The 14,047-nt window shown below is 70.1% G+C and carries 10 protein-coding genes; 6 read left to right on the top strand and 4 right to left on the bottom strand.

What is annotated here, in order from left to right; genetic code table 11:
• Positions 1 to 109 precede the first annotated feature (109 nt).
• Positions 110 to 1,192, bottom strand: a complete 1,083-nt coding sequence (manB, locus tag I8N67_RS32975; protein ID WP_200307928.1) for a mannose-1-phosphate guanylyltransferase — start codon at positions 1,190 to 1,192, stop codon at positions 110 to 112.
• A gap of 262 nt (positions 1,193 to 1,454) precedes the next feature.
• On the bottom strand, positions 1,455 to 2,906 hold the full coding sequence (locus I8N67_RS32980) for a peptidoglycan recognition protein family protein (RefSeq protein WP_200307938.1): 1,452 nt from the start codon (positions 2,904 to 2,906) through the stop codon (positions 1,455 to 1,457).
• A 130-nt stretch (positions 2,907 to 3,036) separates the two neighbouring features.
• Between I8N67_RS32980 and I8N67_RS32985 the strand changes: the two genes are divergently transcribed.
• The 4 genes from I8N67_RS32985 (at position 3,037) to I8N67_RS33000 (ending at position 9,301) form a co-directional block, all read left to right on the top strand.
• Positions 3,037 to 3,792, top strand: a complete 756-nt coding sequence (locus tag I8N67_RS32985) for a TIGR03089 family protein (RefSeq protein ID WP_200307929.1) — start codon at positions 3,037 to 3,039, stop codon at positions 3,790 to 3,792.
• Between the two features lie 230 nt (positions 3,793 to 4,022).
• Positions 4,023 to 5,228, top strand: coding sequence for an LCP family protein (locus tag I8N67_RS32990; RefSeq protein WP_200307930.1), 1,206 nt, complete (start codon positions 4,023 to 4,025; stop codon positions 5,226 to 5,228).
• A gap of 245 nt (positions 5,229 to 5,473) precedes the next feature.
• Positions 5,474 to 7,225, top strand: a complete 1,752-nt coding sequence (locus tag I8N67_RS32995; RefSeq protein ID WP_200307931.1) for an LCP family protein — start codon at positions 5,474 to 5,476, stop codon at positions 7,223 to 7,225.
• A gap of 399 nt (positions 7,226 to 7,624) precedes the next feature.
• Positions 7,625 to 9,301: an LCP family protein gene (locus tag I8N67_RS33000; protein ID WP_200307932.1), complete on the top strand. Its 1,677-nt coding sequence runs from the start codon at positions 7,625 to 7,627 to the stop codon at positions 9,299 to 9,301.
• A 64-nt stretch (positions 9,302 to 9,365) separates the two neighbouring features.
• Here I8N67_RS33000 and I8N67_RS33005 read toward each other — a convergent pair whose 3' ends face one another.
• Positions 9,366 to 10,409 (bottom strand): glycosyltransferase family 2 protein, encoded by a 1,044-nt coding sequence (locus tag I8N67_RS33005; RefSeq protein WP_200307933.1) that lies wholly within the window; start codon positions 10,407 to 10,409, stop codon positions 9,366 to 9,368.
• A gap of 134 nt (positions 10,410 to 10,543) precedes the next feature.
• On the opposite strand from I8N67_RS33005, the gene I8N67_RS33010 reads away from it, so the two are divergent.
• Positions 10,544 to 12,007, top strand: a complete 1,464-nt coding sequence (locus I8N67_RS33010; RefSeq protein ID WP_443729051.1) for an LCP family protein — start codon at positions 10,544 to 10,546, stop codon at positions 12,005 to 12,007.
• A 121-nt stretch (positions 12,008 to 12,128) separates the two neighbouring features.
• Entirely contained in the window at positions 12,129 to 13,427 is a 1,299-nt protein-coding gene (locus I8N67_RS33015) for an LCP family protein (protein ID WP_200307935.1), read from the top strand.
• A gap of 123 nt (positions 13,428 to 13,550) precedes the next feature.
• Here the strand turns inward: I8N67_RS33015 and I8N67_RS33020 are convergent, their stop codons facing one another.
• Complete coding sequence (locus tag I8N67_RS33020; protein WP_200307936.1) at positions 13,551 to 13,916, bottom strand: four-helix bundle copper-binding protein; 366 nt, start codon at positions 13,914 to 13,916, stop codon at positions 13,551 to 13,553.
• Positions 13,917 to 14,047: the final 131 nt, after the last annotated feature.

Below are 14,047 nucleotides of genomic sequence, written 5' to 3' on the forward strand. Positions count from 1 at the left end.
CCGTTTTCGGCTGACCGTCCGGTGGGGGCTTGTCGCGCAGTTCCCCGCGCCTCTGAAGGGGCCTGCGGCCCTTCAGAGAGTGTTGGACTGCGCGATCAAACCCTGCCGCCTACTGGTCCGATGAGAAGCGGAGTGCCGCTGTGGGGATTTGGGCGTCGCACCAGACTCGGACTCCGGCTCGGAGTTCGTTGTCGGCGCCTATGACGGCGCCGTCTCCCACTACGGTGCCGGTGAGGATGGAGCGTTCGCCGATGCGGGCGCGGGCGCCGATGAGGGAGTCGGTGATGACGGCGCCGGGTTCGACCACGGCGCCGGCGAGGACGGTGCTGCCGAAGACCCGGGCGCCCTCGCCGACGAAGGCGCCCTCGCCCACCACCGTGCCGCCGGTCAGCTTGGCGTCGCCCGCGACCCTGGCGGTGGGGAGGACGAGGCGGTCGCCGCAGCGGCCGGGGACGGCCGGGGAGGGGGCGCGGCCGAGGACGAGGTCCGCGGAGCCCCGTACGAAGGCCGCCGGGGTGCCCAGGTCCAGCCAGTACGTCGAGTCGACCATGCCCTGGAGGTGGGCGCCCGCCGCCAGGAGGTCCGGGAACGTCTCGCGTTCGACCGAGACGGGGCGGCCGGCGGGGATCGTGTCGATGACCGAGCGGCGGAAGACGTACGCGCCGGCGTTGATCTGGTCGGTGACTATCTCCTCGGGGGTCTGGGGCTTTTCGAGGAAGGCGAGGACGCGGCCCGTCTCGTCGGTGGGGACGAGGCCGTACGCGCGCGGGTCGGTCACCTGGGTCAGGTGGAGGGAGACATCCGCGCCGGTCGTCTCGTGGGTGGCGACCAGGCGGCGGATGTCGAGGCCGGTGAGAATGTCTCCGTTGAAGACGAGGACGGGGTCCTCGGGGCCGGAGTGGAGGTGCGAGGCCGCGTTGCGGATCGCGCCGCCCGTGCCGAGGGGCTCCTCCTCCGTGACGTATTCGAGGTGGAGGCCGAGGGCCGAGCCGTCGCCGAAGTGGGGTTCGAAGACCTCGGCCAGATAGGAGGTGGCGAGGATTATGTGGTCGACTCCCGCCGCTCTCGCCCGGGCCAACTGGTGTGTGAGGAAGGGAACTCCGGCCGCCGGGACCATGGGCTTCGGAGTGTGCACCGTAAGCGGACGCAGTCGGGTGCCTCTGCCGCCGACCAGGAGGATCGCTTCTGTCACCTGTCGTCTCTGCTTCCTGCCGGGACCGGCCGAACTGTCATTCGACCGGCCAGTGTATGCAGACCGTTCATGGCGCCTTCGTGGCCCTGCGGATATCCACCAGCCCGCTTCCGCGCAGGTCGGTGAGGTTGTCCGTCGAGGACACGGTGGGCGCGCCCTCTGCCTGTACCGCGTGTGTCGGTGGCCTCCGGCCGGTCACTGGTTCCTGGCCGGAGGTCGCGACGGACACGACCCCGGTTCCCCCCATCACCCTGTCGCCGCGCTATCGGCCTTGATAGCGGGCGGCCTCCGAGCGTGCCGCGCCGAGCTTTCCGTAAAGGCGCCCCCCCGGGCACTCGGTCGCGAACCCGTCTCGGTGGCCGGAGATCACGTTCAGTCGTACCTTCTTACCTTTTCGGTAGAGATTGCCACCACCGGAAGTGAGGTATGTCTTGCCATTCGGGTTCGCCCGGTAAAGACCGAGTTTCCAGGCTGTGAGTTGCGCGATCGCCTCGACCGCCGCATCGGGCGGTTCGACGGAGGTGAAGCTGCCGAGAACCGCGATGCCCATGCTGTTGGTGTTGAAACCGAGGGTGTGGGCACCCATGACGGGCTTGGCGACACCACCCGCGCGGCCTTCGTAGATGTTTCCGCACTTGTCGACGAGGAAGTTGTAGCCGACATCGCGCCAGCCGCTGCTCACCACGTGGTAGCGGTAGATACTGCGGATGACGGAAGCGGCCTGCGCACAGCGGTAGTTGTTGCCCGACGCCGTGTGGTGCACGAAGGCCGCCCGGACCCGCTTGGTGTAGAGGAAGTCGCGCTCACGGAGCTTCTCGTCGGCACCCCAGCCGCGCCGCGTGACGATCCGCGGACGTGGGCCGATGTAGGGCTTCGCACCCGACTCCAGGTCCGCCAGCTGCTCCCGCGTCTCCTCGCTCGACAGCGCCGGGATCTCGGCGGAGCCGAGTGGCGCGAGGTCGGCGTTGACGGCGGACGCGGCGGCCGACTCGGCGGTCAGTGTGCCCAGCCTCTCGGCGTCCTGCGCGGCGTCCACGGGGGTACCGCCGGGCGGCGGTTCGGCCCCCGGGCCGGGGCCCGGCCCGGGGGCCGGGCCCGCCACGCCCTCCGGGAAGCCGGAGCCGGGGTCGACCAGCTCCAGGCGTAGGCCGTCCGGGAGCAGCTGGGCGCCGACGGCGGCCGTACGGCCCCGGGCCTCGGCGCGGACGCGGACCTCGACCCCGTCCGAGTCGCCGACCCACAGCGGGGCCGTGGAGCCGCGCACCCGGCCCGAGGAGCGCTCGGCGGTGTCGAGGTCGGCCGCGTGCTCGTGGTTGTGCGTCTCGACGTCCTGCCAGCCGGACCAGTGGGCGGTGTCCTTCGCGCGGGTACGGACCTGGACACGGCCCCGCAGTTCGGCGTCCGGGTCGTCCCAGACGACACCGACCAGCGAGAACGACCGTACGTCCCGTCTTCCGAGCCCCTGCTCGACGGCGGACGGGCCGAAGCTCCGGCCCGCTTCCCGGGGGGCGAGGAGCAGCGACTGGGTGCTGCCGGAAACGGACACGGGCGAGGACACGGAAGCGGGCGCGGGCGCGACCGTGCCGGTGGGGGCCTGGGCCGCCGCCGGGGCCGAGGCCGACAGGGCCACCGGGAGGGCCAGGGCCGCCGCGCAGGTGACGCCGATCGAGGAAGCGGGGAAACAAGATCTACGCATGCGTCTGATCCTGGACATAGTCATACATATCTGTCCATCCGGGAACTGACGGGCCGTCGGCTCCGCTCCGCCGAACCGGTGGCGCCTCCGGTCCGCCCGGGGCCGGCCCGGAGCTCGCCCGCGCGCCGCCCCGCGTACGCTTACGCGGGTGAACGCCACCGACCGCACCCCTGCCGACCTGCTGCGATCCGCGCTCGCCGCGGACCCCGCGCGCCCCCTGGTGACCTTCTACGACGACGCCACGGGCGAGCGGGTCGAATTGTCCGTGGCCACCTTCGCCAATTGGGTGGCCAAGACCGCGAACCTCCTCCAGGGCGAGCTGTCCGCGGAGCCCGGTGACCGGGTCGCGCTGCTGCTGCCCGCGCACTGGCAGACGGCGGTGTGGCTGCTGGCGTGTTCGTCGGTGGGCGTGGTCGCCGACGTCGCCGGGGACCCGAAGGCGGCCGACCTCGTGGTGAGCGGGCCGGACACACTGGACGCGGCCCGGGCGTGCTCCGGGGAGCGGATCGCGCTCGCGCTGCGGCCGCTCGGGGGCCGTTTTCCGCAGGCCCCGTCGGGGTTCGCCGACTACGCCGTCGAGGTGCCGTCACAGGGGGACCGCTTCGCGGCGTACGCGCCGGTGGATCCCGACGAGACCGCGCTGGTGGTGGCCGGGCGGGAGTTCAGCGGGGCGGATGTCGTCGAGCGGGCCCGCGCGGGCGCCTCGGGGCTGGGGCTTACGGGGCCTGGGTCCCGGTTGTTGTCGGGGCTGCCGTACGACACGTGGGAGGGGCTGGCCGCCGGGCTGTACGGGCCTCTCGCGACCGGGGGGTCCGTGGTGCTGTGCCGGCATCTGGAGCGGTTGGGTGAGGACGCGCTGGCCAAGCGGGTCGAGAGCGAGCGGGTTTCGGTCGTCGCGCGATGACGCCATGGATGACGCCATAGGGGTGACGTCGTGGAGCGGCCGCGGGTTCGTCGTGGTCGCTCGCGCGGTTCCCCGCGCCCCTTCAGGGCGCGGCTGCGCCTCAGCCCCGTAAGGCACGCCCCATCCCCCCCCGTCCCCCGTTCGGCCTAGCCCCGGCCGCCCCCCGCCCCCTCCCGCGCCATCGTCGTAAGAGCAACGACTCGCTCGTACGCCGTGAGGGGTGGCCGGAAGTGGACGACGTCGGAGGCAGGGCGGTTGGGCCGGGGCCCGGTGTGGGTGGTTCGCCCACCGGGGTCGGGCTCAGGCGTCGTCGTCGGCGGCGGTGGCTGCGGTGGACGGCCGGCGGGGCCGCGATGGTGGTCGTCGGGGCCGTGGGGGTGGGATGGGCGGCGTACCGGAAGCTGGACGGGAACATCACGTCGGACACGACGGCGGCGGACGAGCTGGCGCGGTTCGAGCGGGAGCGCCCGACGGCGTTGGTGCGGGACGCGCAGAACATTCTCGTGATCGGGTCGGACTCGCGGTCGGGGGGCGGGAACGCCGCGTACGGGCGGGATTCGGGGACCGAGCGGTCGGACACGACGATCCTGTTGCATCTGGCGGCGAATCGGCAGAGCGCGACCGCCGTGTCACTGCCGCGCGATCTGATGGTGGATGTGCCGAGTTGCCGGCGGGCCGACGGCAGCCGGACCGAACCGGAGTTCGCGATGTTCAACCAGGCGTTCCAGAGCGGGGGTTCGGCCTGCACGATTCGGACGGTCGAGCGGATGACGGATATTCGGATCGACCATCACGTCGTCGTGGACTTCAGCGGATTCAAGGAGATGGTCGACGCCGTGGACGGGGTCGAGGTGTGTCTCGCCGCACCCATTCACGACAAGGCGGCCAAACTGCGACTGCCTGCCGGGAAGGTGAAGCTCGACGGCGAGCAGGCGCTGGGCTATGTGCGGGCCCGCAAGTCGCTGGGTGACGGCAGCGACACCGAACGGATGGACCGGCAGCAGCGGTTCCTGGCGGCGCTGGCGGCGAAGGTGCGCGGCAACGACGTCCTGCTGAATCCGGTGAAGCTGTATCCCGTGCTGGACGCGGCCACGTCGTCGCTCACCACGGACCCGGGGCTGGCGAGTCTGCGCGGGCTCTACGACCTGGTGCGCGGCATGCGCACGATCCCGATGGAAAAGGTGCAATTCCTGACCGTTCCCCGGAAGTCGTATGCGTACGACTCCAATCGTGACGAGCTCGTCGAGCCGGCGGCGCGGCGGCTTTTCGCGCGGCTGCGTTCCGATGCCCCGGTCGCGGTGGCGCGGGAACTGCCCGGGGGCATGCGGGAAGGGCATTCGGAAGAGCTTTCGGGAAGCCCCTCCCGTAGACCGGATACACCGGATCCGTTGCCGACATTCCGCGGCAGTACGGCCGCCGAAGAGGCCTGCGGGTGACCCCGCGGGTACTCGCCAGGTAAAGCGCACGTCAACACAAGGAACAAATGCTCTAGGAAAGGGGCAGATTGCCCAGTTGTAGGGACGTGGAATTTGTCACCGTCGTCGCTTGACGCCTGATCGTGCGGCTAGTGTGAGCGATCCGGTGCGTCGGCCTTTCTCGGCCACGCACCACTTGCAGCGAGACCCGAGCGTCTTTTGAGGGGGAAGGCGCCGCGTGGCCCCGACGGAGGAATCAGACAACCGTGGACGCGCAAGGCCGTGGGCGGGCGGACGACATCGACCCCGCAGACCAGTGGGTACTCAACCCGAGCACCGGTGAATACGAACTGCGACTGACCCCTTCCGCACCGCAGTCGGGGGTGCCGCGGCCACGCCGGGCCGCCCCCGCCGCGGCGGGGGCCAGGGCGGCGGCCGGTACGTCAGCGCGCTCCGCGACGGCGGCTCCTGACACCCGGGAGATGCCCGGCACCCTGCCCGGGCAGCGCCGTCGCCGGGGCACGCCGCCCGAGGAGGACCCGCTGCCGGGTCGCCGCGGCGGCCGTAGCCGGCCGAAGCCCAAGAAGTCCGCGGGCAAGCGGATCCTGGTGTGGACGGGCGGCACGCTGGCCTTCCTGCTGGTCGGGGTGGGCACGGCGGGCTACCTGTACTACCAGCACCTCAACAACAACATCCAGAAGATCTCGGACGACGGCGCGAGCACCGGCGGCTTCAGCAAGGACCGGGCCATCAACCTCCTGGTGATCGGCACGGACAAGCGCACCGGCGCGGGCAACGAGAAGTACGGCGACTCCGGCAGCGTCGGCCACGCGGACACCACGATCCTGCTGCACGTCTCCAAGGACCGTACGAACGCGACCGCGATGAGCATCCCGCGCGACATGATCGTGGACGTCCCGGACTGCCCGACCACGCAGGAGGACGGCACCAAGGACACCATCGGGGGCACGAACGAGGTTCGGTTCAACACGAGCCTCGGCCAGGACGGCCGCACCCCGAGCTGCACGATGCGCACGGTCACCGAGCTGACCGGGATCACCCCTGACCACTTCATGGTGGCCGACTTCAACGCGGTGAAGACGCTCTCCACGGCCATCGGCGGTGTCGAGGTCTGCCTGGAGAAGGACATCAAGGACTCGAAGTCCAAGCTGGACCTCACCGCGGGCAAGCACACCATCGAGGGTGAGCAGGCGCTGGCGTTCCTGCGCACCCGCTACAGCGTGGGCCTCGGCAGCGACCTGAGCCGGATCGAGCTGCAGCAGCAGTTCCTCAGCTCGATGATCCGCCAGATGAAGTCCGAGGACACGCTCACCGACCCGACGAAGGTGCTGGACCTCGCGGAGGCCGCCACCAGCGCGCTGAGCGTCGACTCCAAGATCACCGATATCAAGAAGCTGGCCTCGCTCGGCCAGGAGGTCGGCAAGGTGAAGACGAAGAACATCACCTTCACCACCGTGCCGGTGATCGACAACACCGACGGTGCGACCGTGCTGCCCATGCCGGGCAAGGCCGAGCAGCTCTTCGAGACCATCAGGAACGACATCTCGCTCACCGAGGTGAAGAAGCAGGCCAAGGAGAAGGAGGCCGCGAAGCTCAAGGGCACGCGCGCCGACGCCTCCGAGGTCCGGGTCAACATCTACAACGGCGGCGCCGAGGCCGGCAGCGCACAGGCCACTCTCAACTGGATGCAGAACGATGTCGGCGTGACCAAGTCGACTCAGCTCGGCAATGCCGACAAGACGCTGTCGAAGACCACCCTCGCGTACGACCCCGACCAGGCCGACCAGGCCCGCAAGCTGGCCGACCTCATGGGGCTGTCCGCCTCGGCGCTCAAGCCCGCCAAGGGCAACAGCGAGACCACCTCCCAGGGACTGCCCGCGATGGTGCTGACCCTGGGCAAGGACTTCAAGGGCGCCGGGGTTTCGCTGAGCGCGACGTCGGCGGCCGATCTGGACGTCGAGAAGAACACCGCGGACAAGGAAAAGTGCGCGAGCTGATGACCTGACGGGGTCTTCTCGCGTCTCACAGGACGCGAGTGCGGGTGAGTCGGTGAATGCCGGGCGGGCGCGAGGATGCGCCCGGCCGGGCGGTTCTCATGGTGATCGGGTGGCGGGTGCCGCCGCAGCGACCCGTGTCCGCGACCGCGTACGGCGTCCGACCGGGCGTACGCGAGCGGTCCCGGTCCGGTGCGGGCGTGCGCCCTGCCGTCCGGACACGTCCGGTCGCCATGCTGTCCGAAACGCGAAATCGCGCGATCCGAACGGGACGCGCTGTCATCCGAACCGAACGCGTAACGCGTTCAACAGAACATGAGTACATCCGAGTCGGGGTCTCGGCGGTCCAACAGGAGGCGGGGACGGTCCCGTCGGCACGGCAGGGTGGGGAGGGGCAGGGAGATGGTACGGAGCGACGTGCGCGGGGGCGGGGGGCGACCGCGTGTCGGGAAACCCGTCGAGCGGGACGGTGACCTGGAGCGAGCGGACGAGTCGTCCGACGGGGACGCGGCCGTCAGAGTTCCGCGACAGCGCGGGCGCGGCCGCCGGCACGGTGGCGGCGACGGCGGGCGCCGACGGGCGGACACGCCCGGGCGGCCCCGGCGCAGACGGGTGCTGCGCTGGTCGGCGATGGTGCTGACGGTCGTCATACTCGGCACCGCGGGTGCGGGTTATCTCTACTACCAGCACCTCAACGGCAACATCAAGAAAGAGAAGCTCAACCTCGGCGACACGAAGATCGCCGAACCCACTCCGAACGCCGCCGGCCAGACCCCGCTGAACATCCTGATCATCGGCTCGGACGCGCGGGACACCGAGGAGAACCAGAAGCTCGGCGGCGCCAAGGAGACCTTCGGCGCCACGCCCCTCGCGGACGTCCAGATGCTGCTGCACCTGTCCGCCGACCGCAGCAACATGTCGGTGGTCAGCATGCCCCGCGACACCCTGCTCACCATCCCCAAGTGCACCGACCCGGACAACGGCAAGGTGTACGAGGCGACCACCGGCACGCGGATGACCAACCAGTCGCTGGGCCGCGGCGGTCCCGGCTGCACCGTCGCCACCTGGCAGGAACTGACCGGCATCCACATCGACCACTTCATGATGGTCGACTTCGGCGGTGTGGTGTCGATGGCGGACGCGATCGGCGGCGTACCCGTCTGTGTGACCGACAACATCGAGTCCAAGGACTCCCAGGGTCACGGCTCCGGCCTGAAGCTGGAGAAGGGCACCACGTACATCAAGGGCGAGCAGGCCCTGCAGTGGCTGCGCACCCGGTACGGCTTCGAGGACGGCAGCGACATCGCGCGCGCCAAGGCGCAGCACATGTACATGAACTCGATGGTCCGCGAGCTGCGCGAGAACGCCACGATCACCAACCCGAACAAGCTGCGCAAGCTCGCCGAGGAGGCCACCGAGGCCCTCACCGTCGACGAGGGCCTCGGCACGGTGGCGAAGCTCTACGACCTCAGCACGGAACTGCGCAAGGTCGAGCCGGCCCGGATCACGATGACGACGATGCCGTACACGTACGTCGGCGCGCGGGTGGTGCCGAAGGAGAGTGACGCGGAGAAGCTGTTCCGGCTGGTGCGTGAGGACATCGCGCTGGACGGCAAGGACGCGAAGAAGACCGCCACCGAGGACGAGACGTCCGACGATCCGGCGGCGGCGAAGGACGAGATCGGCGTACTGGTGATCAACGGCACCATGACCTCCACCCTCGCCCCGGTCGCCGGCCGCGCGCACACGGTGTCCCGGCTGCTCGTCGAGGAGGGCTTCGCCAAGTCCTCGTCGTCGACGACGACCGCGGTCGTCGAGGACAAGACGGTCGTGCGCTACCCGAGCGCCGAACTGGAGGGCGATGCCCAGGCGGTCGCCAAGGCCCTCGGCATCCCGCTCGGCCAGGTGGAGAAGTCCACGAACGTCAGCGGGGTCACGCTCGTCGTGGGCGCCGACTGGCGTGAGGGCAGCACGTACAAGGCCGAGAAGGAGGACGACACGACTCCGGAGTCGGCGGACGTCCTGAACGGCGCGAACAAGAAGGCGTGCATGGAGGTCAACCCGGGCTTCACCTGGTAGTCGTCGTCCATGCGTCGGGCCCCTCTCGCGATCGAGAGGGGCCCGAGGCGTACGTCCTTGGCGCTCAGCTCTCGGTGAGCACCGCCGGGCGGCGGGACTCGATGACCTTCTTCGCCAGTGACTTCGGGCTGGTCAGGAAGCCGAAGCCCCAGCACATGTGCATCGTGGCGAGGGCGAGGGGGATCTGCAGGCGGGCCTTCAGCGGCAGCCCCTTGCCCGCCGGGACCGAGCCCGCGACGATCGCCGCGAGATAGCCGCCGGGGATCACGAAACCGAGCGGGGTGAGGACCGCGCCCACGACCAGGCCCGCCGCTATCGCGCACACCGCGGTCGGCGGGGCGAGGTAGCGCAGGTTGATGGAGCCCTCGTGGTACCGGGCGACGACATGGCGCCAGCGTCCGTAGTCCTTGTACTGCTTGGCCAGCGCCTTCACGGATGGCCGCGGCCGGTACGACACCTTCAGCTCGGGCGAGAACCAGATGAGGCCGCCCGCCTCGCGGATCCGGAAGTTCAGCTCCCAGTCCTGGGCCCGGATGAACTCCACGTTGTAACCGCCCTGCCGCTCCAGCGCCTCGCGCCGGAAGACACCCAGGTAGACCGTCTCGGCCGGAGCCGCCTGGCCGCCGGTGTGGAAGGCGGCGTTGCCGACCCCGATCTTCGAGGTCATGGCCGCGGCGACCGCGTGCTCCCAGTCGTTCTCGCCCTCGGCGTGCATGATCCCGCCGACATTCTGCGCGCCGGTCTCCTCCAGGAGGCGTACGGCGGTGGCGATGTAGTTCGGCGAGAGGATGCCGTGGCCGTCGACGCGGACCACGATCGGGTGACGGGACGCCCCGATCGCGGCGTTGAGCGCGGCGGGCGTACGGCCGGTGGGGTTCGGGACGGTGTGAACGCGCTTGTTCTCACTGGTCGCGGTCTCCGCCACGAGCTCGGCGGCGATCTCGTCCGTGCGGTCCGTGGACGGACCGAGGGCGATCACGACCTCCATCTCGCCGGCGTACTCCTGCGCGAGGATCGCTTGGACGGCGCCGCGCAGATGCCGCTCCTCGTCGAGGACGGGCATGATCACAGACACGGCGGGGAGCTGCACGTCGGGCTTGGCGTTCATAGGGGGCTCACGTTACCGCGAACGGGGGACACCGACGCGCGCCGCCCGGTCGCCGGGGCGGGGCGCGGACCGTGTGCCCCTACGGTGCTCACTGATCTTCGACTTCCCTGACCGGTCTCGCGGAGGTGTCACCCGTGTCCACGCCGCCCCGCCGCCCCGCCCGCGCCCAGCAGCCCCGGCCGCCCGCCGTACCCCGCCGGAAGCGGAGCTGGGCCGTGCGGACGGCGACGACGCTCTCGGTGGTGGTGCTGGCCGCCGCCGGCATCGGCCACGCGGTGGTGACGCGGCTGGACGGCGAGATCGACCGGGTCGACCCCTTCAAGGACATGAAGAACCGCCCCGAGGCGGGCCACGGCATGAACGTCCTGCTGGTCGGCACCGACGGCCGCGACCGGATCACCGAGGAGGAGCGGCGCGCGTACCGGCTGGGCGGCGCCCCCTGCCACTGCACGGACACGATGATGATCGTGCACATCTCGGAGGACCGGGAGCGCGCGAGCATCGTGAGCCTGCCGCGCGACTCGTACGCCGAGACGCCCGGGCACACCGACCGCGCCACCGGGAAGACCCACCCGGCGCACCCGATCAAGCTGAACGCGGCCTACGCGGAGGGCGGGCCGCAGCTGACCGTGCGCACGGTCGAGCACATGACCAAGGTGAAGATCGACCACTATGTCGAGGTCGACTTCACCAGCTTCATGCGGACCGTCGACGTCCTCGGCGGCGTCAGGATCTGCACCGCCCACCCCCTGAAGGACTCCTACACGGGCCTCGACCTGCGGGCCGGCACGCATCGGCTGGACGGCGGCCAGGCTCTCCAGTACGTCCGCTCCCGGCACGCCGACGGCTCCTCCGACCTGGGCCGGATGAAGCGCCAGCAGCTCTTCGTGGCGTCCCTCATGTCCCAGGCCACGTCCTCCGGGGTGCTCCTCAACCCGATGAAGTTCCGCGACATCACGCGGGCCGTGCTCGGTTCCGTCCGCGCCGACAAGGAGTTCGGCACCGGCGAGCTGATCGACCTCGGCCGCGCTATGCGGAACCTCACACCCGCCTCCTCCGAGTTCACCACCGTGCCCATCGGCCGCATGGGATACGCCGTGCGGGGCATCGGTTCCACCCTCAAATGGGACGAGGCCGGGTCCGCCCGTCTCTTCAAGGCCCTCCGCGACGACCGCCCCCTCTCCCCCTACAAGGCCCGTGCGAAGTCCGCCGTCGTCGACGTGGCCCCGCAGCAGATCCGCGTCCAGGTCGAGAACGGCACGACGGTCTCCGGCCTCGGCAGGAAGGTGGACCGGCAGCTGGCCGCCACCGGGTTCCGCACGACCAAAGCCCCGGTGAACTCGCCGCAGCGCGACGTCCACCGCACCCTCGTCGTCTACGACCCCCGCTGGGACCGCTCGGCCAAAGCCCTGGCCACCGCCCTCCCGGGTTCGCAGCTGCGGCCGGTACGCGCCCAGGGCCCGGTCCTGAAGGTGATCGCCGGCACGGACTTCGTGAAGGTCCGCAAGGTACGCGCCGAGGATCAGCGGGAGGGCGAGTCCGGCGTGATGACGGGCGACCAGGTGGCGTGCGGTGACGACCGGGTGGCGGGCTCGTAAGAGGGGCGGCGCCGCCTCCCGTCCGATTTGCGTGCGATTTGTGTCAGCTTGGCAACAGCCCTGCCTTTGTTTTTCATCGACCCTTGTGAACGACATAGCTCGGCACTGCACACTGGGGCGCATGAACGATTGGCCCGATGGATGGTCCGGCAACAACCGCGGCGGCGGGTACGGACAGGGAAGCGCGAGCGCACAGCCCGACGGGGCGGGTGTCATGCGCCAGGTCCGTCGCGGCCGGTCGGCACCCCCGCAGGGCGGAGTGCCCCAGCAGCCGGCGTACGGCGATCAGTACGGTGATCAGCACGCCGACGGCTACGGCAATGGACCCGACCAGTACGGCGGCGGGTACAACAACGACTACAACACCGGTCAGGTGTACGGCACCGGTGGCCCGGGCGGTCCCGGTGGCCAGGCGAGCCTCGGTGAGCGGCCCGCGCCGAACTGGCGGCGGCGGATCAAGGTGACCGCGATCACGGTCGCGGTGGTGCTGCTCGGCACGACGATCGGCACGTACTTCTGGGCCGACTCCAAGCTGAACCGCGAGGTCGACCTGTCGAAGGTCATCGAGCGGCCGGACGCGGGCGAGGGCACCAACTATCTGATCGTCGGCTCCGACAGCCGTGAGGGCCTGTCCGACGAGGAGAAGAAGGAGCTCCACACCGGGTCCGCCGACGGCAAGCGCACGGACTCGATGATGATCCTGCACACCGGCTCGAACGGCCCGACGCTGGTCTCCCTGCCCCGTGACTCGAACGTCGAGATACCGACCTTCGTCGGCTCCGAGTCCGGCAAGACCTTCGAGGGCACCGGCCGCCAGGTGAAACTGAACGCTGCGTACGCGGAGGACGGCCCGGAGCTGCTGGTCCGTACCGTCGAGGCCAACACGGGCCTGCACATCGACCACTACGTGGAGATCGGCTTCGCCGGCTTCGCCAACATCGTCGACGCGGTCGGCGGCGTGGAGATCGACATCCCGAAGGGCGGCCTGAAGGACACCAAGTCCGGTGCCGACTTCGAGGCGGGCAAGCAGACCCTCAACGGCGAGCAGTCCCTCGCCTTCGTCCGCACCCGCTACGCGCTGGCACGCAGCGACCTGGACCGTACGAAGAACCAGCAGAAGTTCCTCGCGGCCCTCGCCAGCCAGACGGCGACCCCGAGCACGGTTCTGAACCCGTTCAAGCTGTACCCGACGATGAGCGCCGGTCTGGACACCCTGATCGTCGACGAGGACATGAGCCTGTACGACCTGGCCGACATGTTCTGGGCGATGAAGGGCGTGACGGGCGGCGACGGCAAGTCGATGAACATGCCGATCTCGGGCAACGCCTCCAACGGCAACCTCCAGTGGGACACCGCGAAGGTGAAGCAGCTGGTCGAGCAGTTGAAGAACGACGAGACGGTGACGGTGTCGGACAGCTGAGACCCGGACCACATGGCTGAGGGGCATCCCACGGGGTGCCCCTCAGTCGTACGGGCACGTACGGACAGCCGTACGGCCGTACGGCCGTCCGGGCAGGCGTACGGACGATCGTGCGCGAGGTCGTCAGGCCGTCGCGCCCGCCATCGTCCGGCACATCTCGGAGCAGCGGCGACACGCCTGGGCGCAGCGCATCATCTGCTGATCGTCCGGCATGGACATGCACGCCTCGGCGCACATGTCACAGGCGCGGGCGCACATCGCGCACATCTCGGCGCTCATCGACGAGCCGCGCATCATCATGTCGGCGCACACGCGGGTCATGTCGGCGCAGTCCATGAGCGCGCGCATGACCTGCATCTGGGCCTGGCCGCCCTGCTGCATGCAGGAGCTCATGGTCTCCTCGCACATCCGGTGGGCGGTCATGCACGCGTCGATGCAGTCCTGCATCTCCTTGCTCATCACGCTCATGGTTCCGGCCTGCTGCTTCATGGCTCCTCCTGAGGTGGCGGGGGTGGCGGCGGGGTCCGGGGCGGACCCCCCGTGCCCCTCCGTCCTACGCCTTGCCGCACCCACCCGCCATCGGGCGGACGGCGACAATCCGCCTCTCGCGCCCCGGCCGA

The organism is Streptomyces adelaidensis (assembly GCF_016598475.1).
Lineage (GTDB): Bacteria > Actinomycetota > Actinomycetes > Streptomycetales > Streptomycetaceae > Streptomyces > Streptomyces adelaidensis.